Here is a 19971-nt window from a genome sequence, read left to right on the forward strand (position 1 = left end):
GGCCCGCTGCACCGGAGGTGATCCACCTGCCCGCCCTCACGCCCCCGCCGATCGCCGACCTGGCCGCCTTAGCCTCCTTTGGCACCATGCCCGCCCTGATGCGGCAGCTCGCCGGGCTCGGTGGCTGCGGACGGCCCATCCGCCTCGACGGCCACCGCACCGAGGTCCACAGCGGCACCGGCGAGATCCTGCACCACCTCGACTCGGCCACCCTCGCCGCTGGCAACCTGCTCGTGCGCTGCAACAACCGCCGCACCACCCGCTGTCCCGCCTGCGCGGAGACCTACCGGCGCGACACCTACCACCTGATCACCGCCGGGCTCACCGGCGGCAAGGGAATCCCGGCCGCGGTCACCGCGCACCCGCGCGTCTTCGCCACCTTCACCGCCCCCGGCTTCGGCGCCGTCCACAACCGGCCCTCCACCGGCCGGTGCCGCTGTGGCGCCCAGCACCCGGACGATGCAGCCGAGTTGGGTACGCCGATCAACCCGGACACCTACGACTACCGGTCGGCTGTCCTCTGGAACGCGCACGCCGGGAAGCTCTGGGCCCGCTTCTCGATCTACCTGCGGCGCGAAGTCGCCAAGCGCGCGGGCCTGTCGCAGCGGGAGTTCCGCGAGTACGCCCGGATCTCCTTCGCCAAGGTCGCCGAGTACCAGAAGCGCGGCGCCGTCCACTTCCACGCCGTGATCCGGCTCGACGGCCCCGAGGGCGGCAGCACTCCGCCCCCGGCCTGGGCCACCCCGGACCTCCTGGCGGACGCCATCCGAGCCGCCGCCGGTGCCGCCGAGATCCCCGGCCCCGTCCTCGACGGCACGGCCCACACCTTCGCCTTCGGCAAGCAGCTCGACATCCGCACCATCAAGTCCGCCGACTTCGCCGCCGGTTCCGCGCTCACCGAACGCGCCGTCGCCGCCTACATCGCGAAGTACGCCACCAAGGGCGCCGAGAGTGCGACCGGCACCCTCGACCGGCCAGTGAAGTTCCTCGCCGAACTCGCGGGCCTGGACATCTCCGAGCACGCCCGCCGCCTGATCCGCACCTGCTGGACGCTCGGAGCCCGGCCCGAACTGGAGGGTCTCCGCCTCCGGGCCTGGGCGCACATGCTCGGCTTCCGCGGCCACTTCTCCACCAAGACCCGCCGCTACTCGACCACCCTCGGCGCCCTACGCGACGCCCGCGCCGCCTGGCGCCGTGCCCAGGCCACCGGCACCGAACTGCCTGCGTTCACGGGCACCGCGGCTCCGGCCGACGAGCCGACCGTCCTCGTCCTCGCCCACTGGACCTTCGCCGGTGTCGGACTCGCCCCCGGCGAACGCTGGCTCGCCGACGCCCTGACCCCCGCCCCCGGAACGGAAGGAGAACCCACCCATGGCTGAACAGCTCCTCACGGTCGAGAAGGTCGCCCGGCTCCTCGGGACCTGGGAGACCAGCGGCGAGCGGTTCCCCCGCCGCCTCATCGCCGAGCGCCGCATCGCGTTCGTCAAGATCGGCCGTCATGTCCGAATCCCCGAGTCCGCGGTCACCGCCTACATCGCCGCGCGCACCGTCCAGCCGATCACCGCGCGCCGCGCCGGGCAGAGGCGGGCTGCCTGATGGCCAACAGCAAGAACAACCGGCGCCGCTTCGGCTCGGTCCGCCGACTGCCCTCCGGCCGCTGGCAGATCCGGTACCCGGACCCGGTCACCGGGCAGCTCCGCCCCGGCGAGAAGACGTACGACACCAAGACCGACGCCGAGGTCGCGCTCAGTGTGCTCGAAGCGGCCATCGTGGAAGACCGCTGGACCGATCCGGATGCCGGGAAAGTCAAGTTCGGCGAGTTCGCGGACAAGTGGCTCAAGGAGCGCAAGCTCGAAGCCACCACCCGCGAACGCTACGAAGGGGTGCTCCGCCTGCACATCAAGCCTGCCCTCGGCGGCCGGTTCGTCTCGGAGATCACCCCGGCCCGCGTCCGATCCTGGCGAACCGGCCTGCTGGAGAGCGGAGTTGGTGAGCCGACCGTGGTCAAGGCGTACCAGATGCTCCGCGCCATCATGGCCACCGCGGTGGACGACGAGATGATCAAGCGGAACCCGTGCCGGATCAAGGGCGCCGACACCTACGACGTGCCGGAGCGGCCCACCCTCTCCGTCCCCGAGGTGTACGCCGTCGCCGACGCGATCCAGCCGCAGTGGCGCGCCCTCGTGCTGCTGACCGCGTTCACCACGCTGCGGCTCGGTGAGCTGGCCGCCCTCCGCCGACGGCACGTCGACCTGGACGAGCGGCTCCTCTGGGTCCGGCGCAACCAGGCCGAGCTGAGCGACGGCACCCTGATCGACAAGGCGCCCAAGAGCAAGGCCGGATACCGCCCGGTGGCCTTCCCCGCGGACATCGTCCCCGTCCTCGCGCACCACCTCGACCAGCACGCCGCCAAGGGCCCGGACGGGCACTTCTTCGTCGGTCCCCGCGGTGGACGACTCCGCCGCAGCAACTTCCGTGACGACTGGATCGCCGCCAAGTCCGCGGCCGGTATCTCCCCGGAGGCGCACTTCCACGACCTCCGGCACACCGGCAACAACCTCGCCGCCCGGAGCGGCGCGAGCACCCGCGAGCTGATGACGCGCATGGGCCACAGCACCACTCGGGCCGCGCTGATCTACCAGCACATGAACAGCGGGCGGGACCGGGAGATCGCCGACCGCATGGGCGAGGCGGTCCGCCGGGAACTCGGCGAGCAGGATCCTCCGGGGGCATCTGGCACGTCGGTGGCACGGCCGGACTGACCGCCCGCACACCCCGAACAACGACCAAGGGCCAGGCTGCCGGGAAAACCCCGGTGACCTGGCCCTCATCGCGTGTCTTGCGGCCTTGCTGGCGGAGCCCCCTGTCGGGTTCGAACCGACGACCCCCGCTTTACAAGAGCGGTGCTCTGGCCAGCTGAGCTAAGGAGGCGTGGTGACCGTCCGCGGGATCCACGGCGGTACCAGTGGGCAGTGTACCGGGCGGGGGCTCGGGGGTGCGGGTGGTTGTGGGGGTGATCGGGAGGGCTGCCGGAGGGGGTGTGACCGGATCGATGCGAACTCGGGGGCAGTGGAGGGCTGACAAAACGATGAACTGCCAGGTAGCGTCACGGGGAGCCGTACCCGACAGCAGTGGTCCAGACCGGTCGGGGGCGGTGGAAAACATCCGCCTTTACTCGGATCGTCCGGCACGTTCCTGCCGGTGAAGGAGAGAAGCACCATGGCTTCCGTGACGTACGACAAGGCCACCCGTGTGTACCCGGGTGCCGACAAGCCCTCCGTCGACCAGCTCGACCTGGAGATCGCGGACGGCGAGTTCCTCGTCCTGGTCGGCCCCTCCGGCTGTGGCAAGTCGACCTCGCTGCGCATGCTGGCCGGCCTGGAGGACGTGAACGAGGGCGCCATCCGCATCGGCGACCGCGACGTGACCCACCTGCCGCCGAAGGACCGGGACATCGCGATGGTGTTCCAGAACTACGCGCTGTACCCGCACATGACCGTCGCCGAGAACATGGGCTTCGCCCTGAAGATCGCCGGCGTGAACAAGGCCGAGATCCGCACCAAGGTCGAAGAGGCCGCGAAGATCCTCGACCTGTCCCAGTACCTGGACCGCAAGCCGAAGGCGCTCTCCGGCGGTCAGCGCCAGCGCGTCGCGATGGGCCGCGCGATCGTCCGCCAGCCGCAGGTCTTCCTCATGGACGAGCCGCTGTCGAACCTCGACGCCAAGCTCCGCGTCTCGACCCGCACCCAGATCGCCTCGCTGCAGCGCCGCCTGGGCATCACCACCGTCTACGTCACCCACGACCAGACCGAGGCCATGACCATGGGTGACCGCGTCGCGGTCCTCAAGGACGGTCTGCTCCAGCAGGTCGACGCCCCGCGCGCCATGTACGACCGCCCGGGCAACCTGTTCGTGGCCGGCTTCATCGGCTCCCCGGCGATGAACCTGATCGAGGTTCCGCTGGTCGACGGCGGCGTGAAGTTCGGCGGCTCGATCATCAACATCGCCCGCGAGGACCTGGCCAAGGCCGGCGACGCGAAGAACGTCGTGGTCGGCATCCGCCCCGAGCACTTCCAGGTCGTCCCGGCCGGTGGCCTCGAGGGCGTCGCGGTCACCGTCAACGTGGTCGAGGAGCTCGGCGCCGACGGCTTCGTGTACGGCACCACCCAGGTGTCCGGCGAGGACAAGGACATCGTGGTCCGCGTGCACAGCCGCGAGATCCCGCAGCGCGGCGAGACCATCCACGTCGTGCCGGTCGGCAACGAGCCGCACGTCTTCACCACCGAGAAGGACGGCGGCGTGCGCCTGAGCCGCTGACCCCGGCACCGGAGGGGCGCCGCACCTGACGGCGGCGCCCGTCCCACCGCTCTTCCACGGAACCCCCTGCCCACGGCGGTCGGCAGGGGGTTCCGGCGTTCTCCGGGTGCGTTCCGTCAACCCAGTGGAGGTACAAAACGGGACACCCGTCACCCGATGGGGTAACGTGGCGCGCCCGCTCCGCCACGCAGCGCTACTCTCCTGTGCGTGAAACAGCTCGTGCGCCGCATCGCCCAGACCGTTGCCCTCACCCTGCCGGTGATCCTGGTGACCACCGGCACGCTCGCCGTCACCCGCGTCCCGTGGGCCCCGCCGACGGGGCTCGACCAGCAGGTGGTCGCGGCCTCCAGCGGCGACGGCGCCATCGGTCGCACCTCCACCGTCCCCAGCACCGAGGGCATGGCCCCGCAGGACGCCCTCCGGGTGGACCTGATGGAGGAGTTGAAGAACCACAACCCGGGGACGGCGCTCGACCTGCTGGAGCGCACCATGCGCGAGAAGCCCTCGCTGACCCCGTACTGCAGCCAGCTGGCCGGTGAACTCGGCCGCGCCGCGGTGAAGAAGTACCAGGGCGACGTGCAGCGCGCCCGCTCCTTCGCCCGCCCGGTCTGCGACGGCTCGTTCGCCGCCGGCGTGGTCAACTGAGCACCTGCCGACCGCGCGTCCACCAGCTGAGCGCCCGCCGACCGAGCGCCCACCGGTCGGCCTCCCCCGGCCCACGGGCCCACTGACGCGCCGGACGAGGCCGTGAGGCCGTGAGGCCGTGAGGAGCCCCGGGCCCGCGGCGACGCGGCTCCCGGCGACGCGGCCCCCGCGGGCCCGTTCCCGAGCGGACGGGCCCGCTATCGTGGCGCGCATGACAGCAGACACCACCGGCACCGCCCCCGGCGCCACCGCCCCCGCCGTCACCCAGGCGGTGATCCTGGCGGGTGGTCAGGGCTCGCGGCTGCGGCCGTACACCGACGACCGGCCCAAGCCGCTGGTGGAGATCCCCGGCACCGGACGGCCGATCATCGGGCACCAGTTGGAGTGGCTGGCCGCCGAGGGCGTCACCGACGTGGTGATCTCCTGCGGGCACCTGGCCGAGGTGCTGCAGGAGTGGCTGGAGCAGGCCGACCTGCCGCTCCGGACCAGGACCGTGGTGGAGGCCGAACCGCTGGGCCGCGGCGGCGGGTTGAAGTACGCGGCGGCCGCCCTGCCCCGCCCCGGCGAGCCCTGGTACGCCACCAACGGCGACATCTGGACCAGGTTCAGCCTGCGCGAGATGGCCGCCTTCCACCACGAGCGGGCCGCCGTGGCGACCCTGGCGCTGGCCCGGCCGCGGATCCCGTGGGGCGCGGTGGAGACCGACCGGTTCGGCAACGTGCTGGACTTCATCGAGGCCCCGCCGTCCCCGTTCCTGATCAACGCGGGCCTGTACGTCTTCGCGCCGGGCTTCCACGAGCTGCTGCCCGAGGTCGGCGACCACGAGCGCACCACCTTCCCGCAGCTCGCCCGCGACCGCCGCCTGGCCGGGTACCAGCTGCCGCAGGGCTGCTACTGGCGGGCCATCGACACCGCCAAGGACCTCACCGAGGCCGCCAAGGAGCTTGCCGCGACCCGGAAGTAGCCGCGGCGCAGGGCCACCGGGCGAAAGGGCGCGGAAGGGCCCCAGGAACGCCGGAAAGGCCCCAGGAACGGCCGTAGGGCCCCTCCCCCGACGCGGGGAGGGGCCCTACCGGCTTCCGCGGCGGCCGTCAGGCGGTGCCCGCGGGCTGCTGCGGGCTCATGCCGAGCTCCAGCAGCGGCGGCCCGCTGCCCAGCAGCCCGCCGATCACGCCGTGCGAGGGCTGCGCGGTGCGCGGGGTGCCCGTGGGGGCGCCGCCGCTGCCGGTGCCGCCGGCCGAACCGCCGTTGGTGGCGCCGCCCGTGCCGGAGGTGCCGGAGCCGCCCCGCGTGGGGGGCGGGGTGCTGCTCGTCGAACTGCCCCCGTTCTGCTTCGACTTGGTGCCGCTGCGGCTGGGCGAGGGCGAGGGCGTCGAGGAGGCCGGGGCCTTGCTCGGGCCGCTGCTGGGGCTGGGCGAGGGCTTCGGCGAGGGCGCGGACGGCGACGGGCTGCTGCTGGGCCAGATCGGGGAGCCGTAGTCGGTGGGCGGCTTGGCGGGCGCCTTGGTGTCGCCGGTGCGGACCGCCGCGCCGAGCAGCGAGCCGGACAGCAGGGTCAGGCCGACCACGACCGCGGTGACCACGCCGCGGCGGCGCAGCATCCGCCGCCGGACGGCGCCGGACGCGGCGGGCCCGTGCCGCCGGAACGCCTCCAGGGCGATCCGGCCGTCCAGCGAGGCGAACGGGGCTCCGGCGATCAACAGCGGGCTCCAGGCCGCGAGGAAGATCAGGTCGGGGGTGTCGTAGACCGGCACCGCCTTCCAGCTCACGGTGAACAGCAGCGCCGCGGACAGCGCCATCGCGGTGCCCGCCGCGAGCCGCTGCCACAGGCCCAGGACGGACAGCACGCCGACCACGATCTCCAGGAAGGAGACCGCGAGCCCGGCGCCGACCGGGTGGGCCATCGCGAAGTCCAGCAGCGGCTGGGCGACCTTCCAGGGGTGCAGCGAGGACAGCCAGCGCATCATCGAGCCGCGCTCGCCGCCGTCGAAGTACACCGGGTCGCACAGCTTGCTGAACCCGGCGTACACCGACAGCGAGCCGAGCAGGACGCGCAGCGGCAGCAGCACCAGGCCGAGGTCGACCCGGCGGCCCGGGTACCAGGCGTGCTTGGAGCCCTCGCTGAGCGACGGCACCTCGGGCAGTTCGCCCTCGGGCTGCCAGCTGCGTCCGGCGCCGATCCGGACCGACTCGTCCAGCAGGTCGGGGACGCCGACGTGCGGGGTCTCGTCCGGGGCACCGGCCTGCCCGCCGGTCGGCCCGTACTGCCGCGGGACGGCCTGGAGCTGCTGGGTGTCGTCGTCGCCGTAGCCCTTGGCGGGGGCGGGCACGGTGGTCAGCCGGACGGCTTCCAGCAGCTGGGTCGCGGCGGTGTCGCCGGGCCCGGCCTGGCCGCTCCAGGCGGTGACCACCCGGGCCCGGCGGCGGGGTGCCGCGCCGGTGACCGAGGCGGCGGTGATCCCGGCCAGCGCGGGCACCGACGACGCGGGCACCACGACCTGCGGGGTGACCGTCGGGCGGACGCCGCTCTGCAGGCCGTACGGGTCACCGAAGGCGGCACCGGCCGGGGCGTCGATCATCGGGGCCACCGGGGCGGAGAGCCTGACCCGGAAGCTGGCCTGGGTGCTGCTGAGCCTCGACGGGTCGGACGGCACACGGACCGTGTTGAGGACCGGTCCGTCGTCTATCCCCGCGGGGCGCTGCCCGAGGCGCAGAGGTGTTCTGGTGTCCACACCCCTCTAACCGAGTGACGGGCCCCGAGGACACTCTCCCGGGTGGATTCCGGGAGAGGATTTGAAGTGATCATGGGAAAACCGATCGGGCCCGACCGGACCCGACCGGTTCCCCCACGAAAACGACCCGGTGCCGGGCCGTCAGCGCTTGGCGCGCAGCCGGGAGGCCTCGTACAGCACCACGCCGGCGGCCACACCGGCGTTCAGCGACTCGGTCTGGCCGGGCATCGGGATCCGCACCAGCAGGTCGCAGGTCTCCGACACCAGCCGGGACAGGCCCTTGCCCTCGGAGCCGGCCACGATCACCACGGGGCCGGTCAGCGCGTCCAGGTCGCCGATCTCGGCCTCGCCGTCGGCGGCCAGGCCGACGACCATCAGGCCGGCCTTCTGGTACGCCTCCAGCGCGCGGGTCAGGTTGGTGGCGCGCGCCACGGGCAGGCGCGCCGCCGCACCGGAGGAGGTCTTCCAGGCACCGGCGGTCATGCCGGCCGCCCGGCGCTCCGGGATCACCACGCCGTGCGCGCCGAACGCGGCGGCCGAACGGACGACCGCGCCGAGGTTGCGCGAGTCGGTGACGCCGTCCAGCGCGACGATCAGCGCGTCCTGCCCCGAATCGGCGGCACCCTCCAGCAGGTCGTCCGGGTGCGCGTACTCGTACGGCGGGACCTGCAGCACCAGGCCCTGGTGGTTGAGGCCGCCGGTCATCTGGTCCAGCTGCGGGCGCGGGGCCTCCATCAGCGGGACGCCGCGCTCGTTGGCCGCCTGGAAGGCGTCCCGGACGCGGTCGTCGGTGTCGATGAACTGCTGCACGTACAGCGCGGTCGCCGGGACGCCGCCCTGCAGCGCCTCGACCACCGAGTTGCGGCCCACCACCAGTTCGGCCGCGCCCGCGCCGCCGCGGCCGCTGCGCGAACCGGCGCCGGAGCGGCGCATGCCCGCGCGGGACTTGGCGTCGCGCTCGCGCTTGAGCGCGGCGTTGGCGGCGCGCTGCTTGGGGTGCCCCTTGCGGGCCTCGCCGGGCGGGGTCGGGCCCTTGCCCTGGAGCGCCTTCCGGCTGTGGCCGCCGGTACCGACACTCGCGCCCTTCTTCGATCCGGCGTTGCGTCGGTTCCTGCGCTGGCTGTTGCCGGCCATGGCTGTACTTCCTGTCTCTGCGTCTGCTTCGTGCGTCGGGGCCGCACCCCTACAAAGGTACGGCCCCTGCGCGCCCCGGGGGGCTACTGGTTGTTACGGGTTGATCGTCCAGCGCGGGCCGGACGGGGTGTCCTCGATCGCCAGCCCGGCCGCGCCGAGCTGGTCGCGGATCGCGTCGGCGGTCGCGAAGTCCTTGCGGGTGCGGGCGGCCTGGCGCTGGTCGAGGACCAGCCGGACCAGCGAGTCCACCACGCCGGTGAGCTCCTCGCCCTGGCCGCCGCCGTCGGCCCACTGCTCGTCCAGCGGGTCGAGGCCGAGCACGCCGAGCATCGCCCGGACCTCGGCGAGCCGGGCCGCGGTCGACTCCTTGTCGTCCGCGCCGAGCGCGCTGTTGCCCTGCCGGACGGCGGTGTGCACCACGGCGAGCGCCTGCGGGACGCCCAGGTCGTCGTCCATCGCCTCGGCGAAGGCCGGCGGCACCTCGGGCGCCGCGTCGACCGGGCCGCAGCGCTCCACGGCCCGCTCGATGAAGCCCTCGATCCGGGCGAACCCGGTCTCGGCCTCGCGCAGCGACTCCTCGCTGTACTCGATCATCGAGCGGTAGTGCGGCCCGGCCAGGTAGTAGCGCAGCACGATCGGGCGCCAGCGCTTGACCATCTCGGAGACCAGCACCGAGTTGCCCAGCGACTTGGACATCTTCTCGCCCGCCAGCGTCACCCAGGCGTTGTGCACCCAGAAGTTGGCGAACTCGTCGCCGTACGCCTTCGACTGGGCGATCTCGTTCTCGTGGTGCGGGAAGATCAGGTCGAGCCCGCCGCCGTGCACGTCGAAGGCGCGGCCGAGGTACTTGTGCGCCATCGCCGAGCACTCCAGGTGCCAGCCCGGACGGCCGCGGCCCCAGGGCGTCTCCCAGCTCGGCTCGCCGGGCTTGGCGGCCTTCCACATCGCGAAGTCGCGCGGGTCGCGCTTGCCGGTCTCGTTGTCGCCGGAGGGCTGCCGCAGGTTCTCCAGCTCCTGGTTGGAGAGCTCCAGGTAACCCGGGAAGGTGGTGACCGCGAAGTACACGTTCCCGTCGGCGGCGTACGCGTGGCCGCGCTCGATCAGGCCGCGCATCATCTCGATCATCTCGGGCACGTGGCCGGTGGCGCGCGGCTCGGCGCTCGGCGGCAGGCACCCGAGGACGGTGTAACCCTCGTTGAAGGCACGCTCGTTGGCGTACGCGATCTTCCACCACTCGGTGGACTGCTCGCGCCCCTTGGCGATCACCTTGTCGTCGATGTCGGTGACGTTGCGGACGAACGTGACGTCGTACCCGCGGTAGCGGAACCACCGCTGCATCACGTCGAAGTTCAGGCCGGAGCGGATGTGCCCGATGTGCGGCGGCGCCTGGACCGTGGCACCGCACAGGTAGATCGAGACACAGCCCGGCACCAGCGGGACGAAGTCGCGTACCTGGCGGGTCATGGTGTCGTACAGGCGAAGGCTCACAGCGACCAGGGTAGTGGGCGGCGGGGGGTGCCCCGCCACCTTCCGGCCCCTTTGGCGTGCCCTCGTTCAGCCGATGTTGCCGACGATCTTGCGCGGGCTGAGCCGGACCACCACCCGGACGTCGTCGGGCCCGTCGAAGCCGTAGTCCTCGCCCCGGTACTTGTGGGACAGCTCGTCGATCAGCTCCCGGCCGCCCTCGGTGGTCATCGCGACCTCGCCGCGCGCCTCGAAGTAGGTGTACGGGTCGTCCGCCGGGTTGACCAGCAGGCTGATCCGCGGGTCGCGGACCAGGTTGAGGTGCTTGCGGCGGCCCTGCACGGTGGAGAACAGGATGTCGTCCCCGTCCCGCTTCACCCAGACCACGGACGACTGCGGGCTGCCGTCGGGCTGCACCGTGGAGACCACGGCGTAGCTCTTCGCGTCCAGCAGTTCCTTCACCTTGTCGACGAGTTCGACGGCCATGTCTCCTCCTGTGTCCGGTTCCTGAGCGTTCGTCAGGATCTGGGCCAGGCTAGGCGGCGGGCCGTTCGTAGACCAGCGCCGTGGCGATCGCGGCGAGTCCCTCCGCGCGGCCGGTCAGGCCGAGGCCGTCGGTGGTGGTGCCGGAGACCGACACCGGGGCGCCGACCGCCGCCGACAGTGCGGCCTGGGCCTCGGCCCGGCGCTTGCCGACCTTCGGGCGGACGCCGATCACCTGGACGGCGACGTTGCCGATCTCGAAACCGGCCTCCCGGACCAGCCGGGCCGCCTCGGCCAGCAGCGCCACCCCGGCCGCGCCCGCCCACTCGGGGCGGGAGGTGCCGAAGTGCGCGCCCAGGTCGCCGATCCCGGCGGCGGAGAACAGCGCGTCGCAGGCGGCGTGCGCGGCCACGTCGGCGTCCGAGTGCCCGGCCAGGCCGGTCTCGCCGGGCCAGTCCAGACCGGCCACCCGCAGCGGGCGGCCCTCCTCGAAGGCGTGCACGTCGGTGCCGATGCCGACGCGGGGGAGGACCGGGCGGTCGTTCGGGCGGTCAGTAGCCATCGGTGGCCCTCCGGCGGGCGAGCACGGCCTCGGCGAGCACGAGGTCCAGCGGACGGGTCACCTTGAACGCCTCCTCGTGGCCGGGCACCACGACCACCCGGCCGCCGAAGCGCTCGATCAGCCCGGCGTCGTCGGTCACCTCGGCGCCCTCGGCGAGCGCCCGCTCGTGCGCGGCGACCAGGGCGGGCAGGTCGAAGCCCTGCGGGGTCTGCACGGCGCGCAGGGTGGAGCGGTCGGGCGTGTCCAGCACCGGCTCCGGGCCGGACGGCTGCGGTTCGACCCGCTTGACGGTGTCGGCCAGCGGCACCGCGGGCACCACCGCCGCCGCCCCGGCGCGGACGGCGGCGGCCACCGCGTCCACCACCTCGACCGGCACCAGCGGGCGGGCCGCGTCGTGCACCAGCACCACCCGGGTGCCCGCGGGGACGGCGGCCAGGCCCAGCCGCACCGACTCCTGCCGGCTGGCGCCGCCCGGCACCACCCGGACGTCCTTGCCGTCCAGGCCGTGGCTGTCCAGCAGCGAGACCACCCCGGCCACGCCGTCCGGCGGGGCGCACACCACCACCAGGCCGACCGCCCGGCTGCGGGCCAGCGCCCGGACGGCGTGCACCAGCAGCGGCACGCCGCCGAGTTCGCGCAGCGCCTTGGGGGCGCCGGGGCCGAGTCGCTCGCCGCGTCCGGCGGCCGGGACGACCGCTGCCGCGAGCTGTGCTGAGGCGTTCAGGTTTGGCTCCTCGGTAGTGATGGGTATGGCCCGTGCCGAGCGCGGATGACGCGAGCGGGCAGGCCCCCTTCCTGACTGCACGTTAGTGGAACCGCGCCCGACGCACCGCCGTGCCACCGACCCCTTCCGGGCATGGCGAAGCGCCCGAGGTGCCGTTGGGGGCACCACCGGGCGCTGCGTCACACCTGGTTCAACCCCGCTGCGGAGGTTGGGAGATCAGGCTGGGAGGTCAGGACGTGCAGCCGTCTCGACCGCTCAGGAGGCGAGGACCTCGTCGAGCAGCGTCTCGGCCTTGTCCTCGTTGGTGTTCTCGGCGAGCGCCAGTTCGCTCACCAGGATCTGCCGGGCCTTGGCCAGCATCCGCTTCTCGCCGGCGGACAGGCCGCGCTCGCGCTCGCGGCGCCACAGGTCGCGGACGACCTCTGCGACCTTGATCACATCGCCGGACGCGAGCTTCTCGAGGTTCGCCTTGTACCGGCGAGACCAGTTGGTGGGCTCTTCGGTGTACGGTGCCCGGAGCACCTCGAAGACGCGGTCCAGGCCTTCCTGGCCCACCACGTCGCGGACGCCGACGAACTCGGCGTTCTCCGCGGGAACGCGAAGCGTCAGATCTCCCTGCTGCACCTTCAGCACCAGGTAGGTCTTGTCCACACCTTTGATCTGGCGAGTTTCGATGGCCTCGATCAGCGCAGCCCCGTGATGGGGGTAGACCACCGTGTCGCCAACCTTGAACGTCATGTGACAGGACCCCTTCCGTGGCTTTCCAGAATAACACGCTTTTCGGCTGACTCGAAGGGCGTTTTCGCAGGTCAGGGCGGGTTCCAGGGCTTGACAACCACCCCCGTCGCATGCTGCGACCGGTGTTCGATCCGGGCTTCCCGCAGGTCGGAGGCGGTCTGACCGCGGCACGAAACCTCTGGTCACCGCCCCGAAACCATGATTGGATCTTGAGTTTTTGCCCCCGACGCGCCGGACGCCCCGGATCGTGATCGGACCGCGACACGGGGCCACCCCGTGAGAGGCGGATATGTGTGGTCGGTAGTCTGGCCCTCGACCACCGACCGTGATCCGTTTTCCGCTGGATCGTCCCCCATCAAGGAGAAGTCGCCGCCGTGAGCCGGAGCCTTCGACGCGGCGCTGCAGCCGCCCTCGTCCTCGCCGCGATCGTCCCGCTGGCCGCCTGTGCCGCGGGCAACGACGCGAGCACGCTGGAGATCAAGCCGGACAACGCGGCGACGGCGATCGGCACCGACGTCAAGCTCAACAACATCGTCGTGGTCACCCCCAAGGGCACCGCCGGCGAGTACTCCGGCGCGGCCGCCCTCACGGTGAACATCGCCAACACCGGCGGCGAGGCCGAGGTGCTGACCTCGGTGAAGATCGGCGACAGCGCCGCCGCGCTGACCGACGAGAGCGGCGCCGCCGTCCAGGGCATCACCCTCGCGCCCGGCCAGTCCGTGCTGCTCGGCGCCGAGGGCGGCCCGACCGCCTCGGTGCCCGGCTCGGAGCTGTCGGTCGGCGGCTACGCCAGGACCACCTTCACCTTCAAGAACGCCGGCGAGGTCTCCGCCGACGCCAACGTGCAGCCCGCCGAGGGCTACTACGAGGACTTCGGCCCGCAGGCCGCCGCCCCGTCCCCGTCCGCCTCGGCCCCGGTCTCCCCCGCCGCCTCCGCCTCGGCCGGTGCCAGCGGCTCGCCGTCGGCCGGCGCCACCGCGAGCGGCTCGGCGAGCGCCCCGGCCGTCCCGTCCGGTTCGGCCTCGGCCCAGCAGTAGTCCGCGGTCACGCAGGAGGGCCCCGCCGCGGCGGGGCCCTCCTGCTGTGCGCGCCGCCGGGCCTACGGCTCGAACTTGTAGCCCAGGCCGCGGACGGTGACCAGGTAGCGCGGGGCGCCCGGGTCGGGCTCGATCTTCGCCCGCAGGCGCTTGACGTGGACGTCCAGGGTCTTGGTGTCGCCGACGTAGTCCGCGCCCCAGACCCGGTCGATCAGCTGCATCCGGGTGAGCACCCGGCCCGCGTTGCGCAGCAGCATCTCCAGCAGGTCGAACTCCTTGAGCGGCAGGTCGACCTTGGCGCCGTCCACCGTCACCACGTGCCGGTCGACGTCCATCCGGACCGGCCCGGCCTCCAGCGCGCCCGGGGCGGCCGCGCCGTCGCCGCCGCCGTCCTCGCCGCGGCGGCGGAGCACCGCGCGGATCCGGGCGACCAGCTCGCGGGTGGAGTACGGCTTGGTGACGTAGTCGTCGGCCCCTATCTCCAGGCCGACCACCTTGTCGATCTCGCTGTCCTTGGCGGTGACCATGATCACCGGGACGTTGGAGCGGACCCGCAGCTGGCGGCAGACCTCCGTGCCGGGCAGGCCCGGCAGCATCAGGTCGAGCAGGACGAGGTCGGCTCCGTTGCGCTCGAACTGCTCCAGCGCGTCGGGCCCGGTGGCGGCGACCGCCACCTCGAAGCCCTCCTTGCGGAGCATGTACGACAGGGCGTCGCTGAACGACTCCTCGTCCTCGACCACCAGTACACGGGTCACGATCGGGCCTCCGGGGCAGGAAGTGTGGTTGCTGCGTGGGTTTCGGGTCCCCCGGCCGGTGCCTGCCCGGCGGGGAGCCGCAGAGTGAAGGTGGAGCCCTGGCCCTCGACGCTCCACACCGACACGGTGCCGCGGTGCGAGGCGGCGACGTGCTTGACGATGGACAGGCCGAGGCCGGTGCCGCCCGTCAGGCGGGAGCGGGCGGGGTCCACCCGGTAGAAGCGTTCGAAGATCCGCTCGCGGTCCTTCTCCGAGATGCCGATGCCCTGGTCGGTCACCGAGATCTCGATCAGCTCGCCGTCCGCCTCGCCCAGCGCCGCGGCGCTGGAGATCCGGCGGGTGGCGAGGGCGACCCTGGTGCGCGGCGGGCTGTAGTTCACCGCGTTCTCCACCAGGTTGCCGAGTGCGGCGGCCAGCTGGCCGCGGTTGCCGACCAGGTACAGGTCGGTGGTGCCGCCCGCCGCGATGACGATCTGCTTGGCCGCGGCGGTCTGCCGGCAGCGGTCGATCGCCTCGGCGATCAGCTCGTCCACCGCGACCGGCTCCGGGTCGACCTTGAGCTGGTCGTCCTGGACCCGGGAGAGGTCGATGATCTCCTGCACCAGGCTGGCCAGCCGGGTGGCCTCCACCTGCATCCGGCCGGCGAAGCGCTGCACCGCCTCCGGGTCGTCGGAGGCGTCCGCGACGGCCTCGGACAGCAGCGAGAGCGCGCCGACCGGGGTCTTCAGCTCGTGCGAGACGTTCGCCACGAAGTCGCGGCGGATCGCCTCGATCCGGCGGCGCTCGGTGCGGTCCTCGACCAGCACCAGCACCAGCCGGGAGCCCAGCGGGGCGACCCGGACCGAGACCGCCAGCGGCTCGGCGGTGCGGGCCGAGGTGCCGGGGCGGGTCAGCTCCAGCTCGATCTGCCGGATCTCGCCGTCCCGCCGGGTGGAGCGGGCCAGCGACAGCATCTGGTCCACGGCCACCTTGCCGCCGCGCACCAGGCCCATCGCGTAGGCCGCCGAGGAGGCCTTGACCACCTCGTCGCCCTCGCCGAGCACGATCGCGCAGGAGCGCAGCACCGAGAGCACGGTGTCCACGCCCGGGGGGAGGGCGGGCTCCTGGTCCAGCTCCGCCGGTCCGCCGGTCCCGCTCGTCCTGCTCGTCCTGCCGCTCCTGCCGCTCCTGTCGCGGGCCTGCTCGCGCTCGCTCCAGCGGAAGGCGATGGAGGCGGTGAGACCGACACCGAGCCCGGCGATGGCGCAGGCAGCGGCGGCGGCCACGTTCACGTCCATGCCAGCCAGCGTAAATGGTGTCCGGGCGCGCTCCGTAAGGGTGCGATCAAGGCATCGGCCTGGCGTTGCCGAGAATTCACCTCCACGATCCCGCCGGTTCACCGCAGCGGCCGTGGGAGGTCGCCCGAACGGCCCAGTCTGGGCCGGGCAAGCCCGTGCGGGCGGTGACGCGGCTACCATTCGCGCCACCAGCAGCGGCCGCCCGCACCCCCGCCCTCCGGCGGGCCGGTCCGGGGCGTCCGGTCGGCACCGCCACCGACACCGGTACTGGAGGAGAAGAGCGCATGCGCGACGCGTACCACGAGGAACTCGACTCGATCAGCGACAGCCTGGTCGAGATGGCACGCCTGGTCGGCTCGGCGATGGGCCGGGCCACCACCGCCCTGCTGGACGCGGACCTCGAACTGGCGGAGAGCGTGATCGCCGCCGACGAGAAGGTCAACGGACTGCACCACGACCTGGAGAACCGCGCCATCGACCTGCTGGCCCGCCAGCAGCCGGTCGCCACCGACCTGCGCATCGTGGTCACCTCGCTGCGGATGAGCGCCGACCTGGAGCGCTGCGGCGACCTGGCCCGGCACGTCGCCAAGGTCGCCCGGCTGCGCTACCCGGAGACCGCCGTCCCGAACGACCTGCACCCGATCGTGCTGGAGATGGGGCAGCTCGCCCAGCGCCTGGTCGCCAAGGCCGGCCTGGTGATCGCCACCAAGGACGTCGACAAGGCGCTGGAGCTGGAGGCGGACGACGACGCGATCGACGCCCTGCACCGCGAGCTATTCTCGCACCTGCTGGACGACCGCTGGCACCACGGCATCGAGACCGCGGTGGACGTCACCCTGGTCGGCCGCTACTACGAGCGCTTCGCCGACCACGCGGTCTCGGTCGCCAAGCGCGTGGTGTACCTGGTCACCGGCGAGCACGTGGACGACTTCGTGGCCACCGCGGAGCCGGCCGAGTAGGACCTCCCGCTTCCGGCGAGGGGGCGCACGGGGGCCGAACGGCCAGCCCCCGCGCGCCCGTTGACGTGCCGTCGGCCGCCGGGTTCACTCGAAGGGACGGGCGCTCCCTTCGGGCTGCCCGGCTCCGCCCGGACGAGGAGGCAGCGCGTTGAAGACGACCGGCACCCCGAACACTCCCCCGCCCGCCCCGACCGCCCCGGTCGCGGCCCGGCTGCTGCCGGTCCTCGCCGCGGGCTGCGGCTGCGGCCCGGGCTGCGGCTGCGGCTGCCAGTCCGGCTCGCCCTGCCAGTGCGGCGGCGCGACCGGCGGTTGCTGCGGCGGCCACTGAGGCCCCGCGCGCGAACGGCCGGACGGCCGGGCACCCCCTCTGGAAGGGTGCCCGGCCGTCCGGCCTTCCTCCTGGTGTCAGGAGAAGTTGACGTCCATGCACTGGTAGAACGCGTTGCCGGTGTCCGCGATGTCCCAGACCGCCAGGATCACCTGGTGGCCGGTCAGGTCGCCGGGCAGCGTCGCGGTGTGGCTGAGCGAGGCCGGGGGCAGCTTGCCGCCCATCGGCACGGTCAGCAGCGGGGTCAGGTTCAGGTTCGACCTGGTGATCTTGGTGGTGGCGTCGTAGCCCGGCTTGGTGATGAAGTACCGGAACGACGTGGTGGCGTGCCGCGCGCTGATGCTCCAGGTCAGCGTCAGCTGCTGCCCCGCCGTCACCTTGGTGGCCGGCCAGGCCCCGGAGCGCGGGTTGTCGAGCGGCGCCCAGCGGGCGTCGCCGCCGGCGCACAGCGTGCCGTCGGCGGGGCCCCGGCTCGGGAAGCCCTTGGGCCCCTCGACGCTCATCGGCTCCCACTGGATCTGCCCGCAGTTCTTCACCACGCCCGCCCCGCACAGTCCGGCGCGGCTGGGCGGCGTGGTGATGTACCCGTGCGAGCTGGCCGGGATGGCGGTGGCCAGGACCGCGGCGGCGGCGGCGATGCCGACCGCCAGGATGTTGCGCTTGCGCATGGTGCTCCTCCGTGGGGGTGGATGGAGTGCGCGAACACGGGCACGCGGAAGCGGTCGCGTGGGGGGCGACCAATATTGTCATGCCCGCGCCGACAGTGCCCCCACGCTAGGAGCCGCGCCTTCCCCCCGTCAATGGTCTGAACCATTCTCATCCCTGAACCAAGCTTTGCCACCCCCTGGTTGACGCCGCGTCAGGAAACGGAACAGCCCCCTGGGCCGGGGCGTCGTTGCGCCGGGCAGGGGGCTGAGAGGTGGGGCGAGGGCGAGCGGGTACTACTTCTTGCCCTGGGTTTGAACTGCCGACTTTTGCGCGCTGCTCACCCCGCTCTGACCAGGCGTCATGCCGTCACCCCCTGTCATCGTTGGCCATTCGTTGGCACCATCGGACGGCCCACAGACGGCCCGGCAGCACTATCGGGCGTGAAGGCTGTAAGCACTTCGTGGCAGTACAAGGACAACCGCTGGAGAGTGGGCAACAACGGCAGCAGCTGCGGGAGCGTGAAGTGAAGCCGAGCAAACCCGATGAAGCCGATTGTCTCCACAGAGCCCCACAGCTGCGCTCTGACCCGAGCCACCTCCGCTCCAACCGCAAGCCGGTGGTCCGCCCGGCTTAGGTCGATCACCTCAGCATCTGGATCGGGATCGCCCAGCCGCCCCGGGGCAAAGATGTGCTCGCCGTCGATTACCTCAATCCACGGCGGAAGCGTAAGTCGAGTAGGGATTGAACTAAATCCGCTTACCGCAGGGTCAATATCAACGATATTTCGATGCTTATCATGATTGGAAAGTTTTGCCAGCTGCTCAGCCTGGTGCACATACTCTCCAGGCCAGCTATCGGCACGCCCATTCACACCTTTACACGGTTGAAATTCATGCACCTGACCCCAGACCTGCGACCCCAGATAGTCCGGCTTCGTGCAGGACAAGCCGTTCGTCTTGCAGACGCGAAACTTCACACGCAAAGGGTCTCTTGGCGGGCCTTGTAGCTGGGCGAGCTGCCACATGAGGTGGTCCAGTGAGGTGCGGAGATTATTGATTACATCTCCGGCTCGCAGACTGAGCTCTTCGACAATCTCCTGAATATCAGGCACACGGGAGATTCGCACGACGTGAAATCCCGCGACAGGGTCGAAATGGGCAGCCAGGGGAGTAGACTCCGCAAGGCCCCTATCCTGCGCTTCCACATAAGCCGCTAGCGCTTCGAACTGCGCGCAGGCGTGTCGATACTTGGCCCATGCGGACCTCAGGTCTACCTCTACCATTGAACCCGCCCTGGCTACCCAATCTCAAGCAAGATGTTGAAGAATAGCGCCCACGCGAGCTGGCTGGCGAGCGTTTTATGAAAGTCGGCAGAACGCCACGGCCGCATCGTCTCCGGACTTGAACCGGGGCCAGCGTCGACCGTCCGGGTCAGTAGCTTCGACCTCCCGAACCGCAGAGATCAGCCCGCTGGCGTCGCGCTCCCAAAGGATGCCGAACACGTCTGCCCACGTCGCCACCTGGTAGTCGGTGACCAGCCGGGCGGCCCCGTCCGACATGACCGCCACCGCCTGGACGCCGGCCAGCGACACGGACCCGGTCAGAGCGTGTCCAGCAGCGTCGCCGCTTCCGGCGGCCACCCAGTAGCCCCCGGGGGCGTTCCGGGTGAGTCGCTGAGCCTCCACCATGCGGCGGACGCTCTCCGCATGCTCCGGTGTTCCGGTGGCGAAGCGCTGCGTCTCCGCCCGAAGCTCCGGGACGACGGTGTCCACCCGGAGGTCGGTCTTCACCGTGTACTCGTCGCCCCGCTCGAAGACGATCGGCGAGTCGGCGAGCACCAGGTAGTCCAGCGTCGCCGCACCAGCCCGGACGATCGAGACCGTTGCTGAGGGCGTGCCGGGGTTGGCCAAGTCACACTCAGGGTGGAGCCCGGCCACCTGGTCGAGGGCTCGGGCCAGCCCATCGGCCAGCGGCCGGCCGGAGTCGGCCAGCGCGCCGACCAAGTGGCCGCCAAGCTGGGCGACGTACCAGGGCACGCCGTGCCGACAGCCGGTGTCGAGCCCGGCGGTGCTCAGCCCGTCCAGGACGACGGCGAGCGACGTCGTGGCACCCACCCAGTCCTCGTTGGGATTCGGGCCGCCGGGGGCGGTAGCGATGGAGACGCGCATG

General features: G+C 72.1%; 21 protein-coding genes and 1 tRNA gene. 9 read left to right on the forward strand and 13 right to left on the reverse strand.

Annotated features, from left to right (window positions below):
- The first annotated feature begins 86 nt into the window (after positions 1-86).
- The 3 genes from OO57_RS04735 to OO57_RS04745 are packed head-to-tail and all read left to right on the forward strand — an operon-like array spanning position 87 to position 2762.
- Positions 87-1379 (forward strand): replication initiator, encoded by a 1293-nt coding sequence (locus tag OO57_RS04735; protein ID WP_033251043.1) that lies wholly within the window; start codon positions 87-89, stop codon positions 1377-1379.
- Positions 1372-1596 carry an excisionase family DNA-binding protein gene (locus OO57_RS04740; RefSeq protein WP_033250982.1) on the forward strand — a complete coding sequence of 75 codons (225 nt, stop codon included), beginning with the start codon at positions 1372-1374 and terminating at the stop codon, positions 1594-1596. Before OO57_RS04735 ends, OO57_RS04740 begins: the two co-directional genes overlap by 8 nt.
- Complete coding sequence (locus OO57_RS04745; protein WP_033250983.1) at positions 1596-2762, forward strand: tyrosine-type recombinase/integrase; 1167 nt, start codon at positions 1596-1598, stop codon at positions 2760-2762. The genes OO57_RS04740 and OO57_RS04745 overlap by 1 nt, the downstream gene beginning before the upstream one ends.
- A 95-nt stretch (positions 2763-2857) precedes the next feature.
- Here OO57_RS04745 and OO57_RS04750 read toward each other — a convergent pair.
- Positions 2858-2931, reverse strand: a tRNA-Thr gene (locus tag OO57_RS04750).
- 288 nt (positions 2932-3219) lie between these two features.
- On the opposite strand from OO57_RS04750, the gene OO57_RS04755 reads away from it, so the two are divergent.
- The 3 genes from OO57_RS04755 (at position 3220) to OO57_RS04765 (ending at position 5926) form a co-directional block, all read left to right on the forward strand.
- The gene (locus tag OO57_RS04755) at positions 3220-4317 is read left to right on the forward strand and encodes an ABC transporter ATP-binding protein (protein ID WP_033250984.1); all 1098 of its coding nucleotides are present in this window, start codon (positions 3220-3222) and stop codon (positions 4315-4317) included.
- Positions 4318-4524: 207 nt separating this feature from the next.
- Positions 4525-4962, forward strand: a complete 438-nt coding sequence (locus tag OO57_RS04760; RefSeq protein ID WP_033250985.1) for a hypothetical protein — start codon at positions 4525-4527, stop codon at positions 4960-4962.
- A gap of 211 nt (positions 4963-5173) precedes the next feature.
- The gene (locus tag OO57_RS04765) at positions 5174-5926 is read left to right on the forward strand and encodes a nucleotidyltransferase family protein (RefSeq protein WP_051776576.1); all 753 of its coding nucleotides are present in this window, start codon (positions 5174-5176) and stop codon (positions 5924-5926) included.
- 127 nt (positions 5927-6053) lie between these two features.
- Here OO57_RS04765 and OO57_RS04770 read toward each other — a convergent pair whose 3' ends face one another.
- The 7 genes from OO57_RS04770 to OO57_RS04800 all read right to left on the reverse strand — a co-directional run bounded on the left by OO57_RS04770 (position 6054) and on the right by OO57_RS04800 (position 12799).
- Entirely contained in the window at positions 6054-7616 is a 1563-nt protein-coding gene (locus OO57_RS04770; RefSeq protein WP_051776578.1) for a DoxX family membrane protein, read from the reverse strand.
- Positions 7617-7835: 219 nt separating this feature from the next.
- Complete coding sequence (rlmB, locus tag OO57_RS04775; protein ID WP_033250986.1) at positions 7836-8828, reverse strand: 23S rRNA (guanosine(2251)-2'-O)-methyltransferase RlmB; 993 nt, start codon at positions 8826-8828, stop codon at positions 7836-7838.
- Between the two features lie 93 nt (positions 8829-8921).
- Positions 8922-10316: a cysteine--tRNA ligase gene (cysS, locus tag OO57_RS04780; RefSeq protein WP_033250987.1), complete on the reverse strand. Its 1395-nt coding sequence runs from the start codon at positions 10314-10316 to the stop codon at positions 8922-8924.
- Between the two features lie 66 nt (positions 10317-10382).
- Positions 10383-10778 carry a PPOX class F420-dependent oxidoreductase gene (locus OO57_RS04785; protein ID WP_033250988.1) on the reverse strand — a complete coding sequence of 132 codons (396 nt, stop codon included), beginning with the start codon at positions 10776-10778 and terminating at the stop codon, positions 10383-10385.
- 49 nt (positions 10779-10827) lie between these two features.
- The gene (gene ispF, locus OO57_RS04790) at positions 10828-11337 is read right to left on the reverse strand and encodes a 2-C-methyl-D-erythritol 2,4-cyclodiphosphate synthase (protein ID WP_033250989.1); all 510 of its coding nucleotides are present in this window, start codon (positions 11335-11337) and stop codon (positions 10828-10830) included.
- The gene (ispD, locus tag OO57_RS04795; protein ID WP_081973458.1) at positions 11327-12082 is read right to left on the reverse strand and encodes a 2-C-methyl-D-erythritol 4-phosphate cytidylyltransferase; all 756 of its coding nucleotides are present in this window, start codon (positions 12080-12082) and stop codon (positions 11327-11329) included. Before ispD ends, ispF begins: the two co-directional genes overlap by 11 nt.
- Positions 12083-12316: 234 nt before the next feature.
- Positions 12317-12799 (reverse strand): CarD family transcriptional regulator, encoded by a 483-nt coding sequence (locus OO57_RS04800; RefSeq protein ID WP_014136563.1) that lies wholly within the window; start codon positions 12797-12799, stop codon positions 12317-12319.
- Positions 12800-13173: 374 nt separating this feature from the next.
- On the opposite strand from OO57_RS04800, the gene OO57_RS04805 reads away from it, so the two are divergent.
- Positions 13174-13836: a hypothetical protein gene (locus OO57_RS04805; protein ID WP_033250990.1), complete on the forward strand. Its 663-nt coding sequence runs from the start codon at positions 13174-13176 to the stop codon at positions 13834-13836.
- Positions 13837-13898: 62 nt separating this feature from the next.
- On the opposite strand, the gene OO57_RS04810 is transcribed toward OO57_RS04805, so the two are convergent.
- Positions 13899-14591, reverse strand: coding sequence for a response regulator transcription factor (locus OO57_RS04810; protein WP_033250991.1), 693 nt, complete (start codon positions 14589-14591; stop codon positions 13899-13901).
- Positions 14588-15868 (reverse strand): sensor histidine kinase, encoded by a 1281-nt coding sequence (locus OO57_RS04815; protein WP_033250992.1) that lies wholly within the window; start codon positions 15866-15868, stop codon positions 14588-14590. Before OO57_RS04815 ends, OO57_RS04810 begins: the two co-directional genes overlap by 4 nt.
- A gap of 284 nt (positions 15869-16152) precedes the next feature.
- Between OO57_RS04815 and phoU the strand changes: the two genes are divergently transcribed.
- Together phoU and OO57_RS04825 are read left to right on the forward strand one after the other, a co-directional pair.
- Positions 16153-16827, forward strand: coding sequence for a phosphate signaling complex protein PhoU (gene phoU / locus OO57_RS04820; RefSeq protein WP_033250993.1), 675 nt, complete (start codon positions 16153-16155; stop codon positions 16825-16827).
- Positions 16828-16975: 148 nt separating this feature from the next.
- Positions 16976-17155, forward strand: coding sequence for a hypothetical protein (locus tag OO57_RS04825; protein WP_033250994.1), 180 nt, complete (start codon positions 16976-16978; stop codon positions 17153-17155).
- 77 nt (positions 17156-17232) lie between these two features.
- Here the strand turns inward: OO57_RS04825 and OO57_RS04830 are convergent, their stop codons facing one another.
- The 3 genes from OO57_RS04830 to OO57_RS04835 all read right to left on the reverse strand — a co-directional run bounded on the left by OO57_RS04830 (position 17233) and on the right by OO57_RS04835 (position 19970).
- Positions 17233-17823, reverse strand: a complete 591-nt coding sequence (locus OO57_RS04830; protein WP_033250995.1) for a lytic polysaccharide monooxygenase auxiliary activity family 9 protein — start codon at positions 17821-17823, stop codon at positions 17233-17235.
- Positions 17824-18179: 356 nt separating this feature from the next.
- Complete coding sequence (locus OO57_RS43545) at positions 18180-18929, reverse strand: hypothetical protein (RefSeq protein ID WP_158715020.1); 750 nt, start codon at positions 18927-18929, stop codon at positions 18180-18182.
- Between the two features lie 231 nt (positions 18930-19160).
- Complete coding sequence (locus tag OO57_RS04835) at positions 19161-19970, reverse strand: protein phosphatase 2C domain-containing protein (RefSeq protein WP_033250996.1); 810 nt, start codon at positions 19968-19970, stop codon at positions 19161-19163.
- Between the last annotated feature and the right edge of the window lies 1 nt (position 19971).

The organism is Kitasatospora phosalacinea, from assembly GCF_000717185.1.
GTDB lineage: Bacteria > Actinomycetota > Actinomycetes > Streptomycetales > Streptomycetaceae > Kitasatospora > Kitasatospora phosalacinea_A.

What these genes read in the sequence shown, in the direction of transcription:
- OO57_RS04735 (WP_033251043.1), top strand. Translation starts at nt 87, where the DNA reads ATGCCCGCCCTGATGCGGCAGCTCGCCGGGCTCGGTGGCTGCGGACGG.
- OO57_RS04740 (WP_033250982.1), top strand. Translation starts at nt 1,372, where the DNA reads ATGGCTGAACAGCTCCTCACGGTCGAGAAGGTCGCCCGGCTCCTCGGG.
- OO57_RS04745 (WP_033250983.1), top strand. Translation starts at nt 1,596, where the DNA reads ATGGCCAACAGCAAGAACAACCGGCGCCGCTTCGGCTCGGTCCGCCGA.
- OO57_RS04755 (WP_033250984.1), top strand. Translation starts at nt 3,220, where the DNA reads ATGGCTTCCGTGACGTACGACAAGGCCACCCGTGTGTACCCGGGTGCC.
- OO57_RS04765 (WP_051776576.1), top strand. Translation starts at nt 5,174, where the DNA reads ATGACAGCAGACACCACCGGCACCGCCCCCGGCGCCACCGCCCCCGCC.
- rlmB (WP_033250986.1), bottom strand. Translation starts at nt 8,828, where the DNA reads ATGGCCGGCAACAGCCAGCGCAGGAACCGACGCAACGCCGGATCGAAG.
- OO57_RS04785 (WP_033250988.1), bottom strand. Translation starts at nt 10,778, where the DNA reads ATGGCCGTCGAACTCGTCGACAAGGTGAAGGAACTGCTGGACGCGAAG.
- ispF (WP_033250989.1), bottom strand. Translation starts at nt 11,337, where the DNA reads ATGGCTACTGACCGCCCGAACGACCGCCCGGTCCTCCCCCGCGTCGGC.
- OO57_RS04800 (WP_014136563.1), bottom strand. Translation starts at nt 12,799, where the DNA reads ATGACGTTCAAGGTTGGCGACACGGTGGTCTACCCCCATCACGGGGCT.
- OO57_RS04815 (WP_033250992.1), bottom strand. Translation starts at nt 15,868, where the DNA reads ATGGACGTGAACGTGGCCGCCGCCGCTGCCTGCGCCATCGCCGGGCTC.
- phoU (WP_033250993.1), top strand. Translation starts at nt 16,153, where the DNA reads ATGCGCGACGCGTACCACGAGGAACTCGACTCGATCAGCGACAGCCTG.
- OO57_RS04830 (WP_033250995.1), bottom strand. Translation starts at nt 17,823, where the DNA reads ATGCGCAAGCGCAACATCCTGGCGGTCGGCATCGCCGCCGCCGCCGCG.
- OO57_RS04835 (WP_033250996.1), bottom strand. Translation starts at nt 19,970, where the DNA reads ATGCGCGTCTCCATCGCTACCGCCCCCGGCGGCCCGAATCCCAACGAG.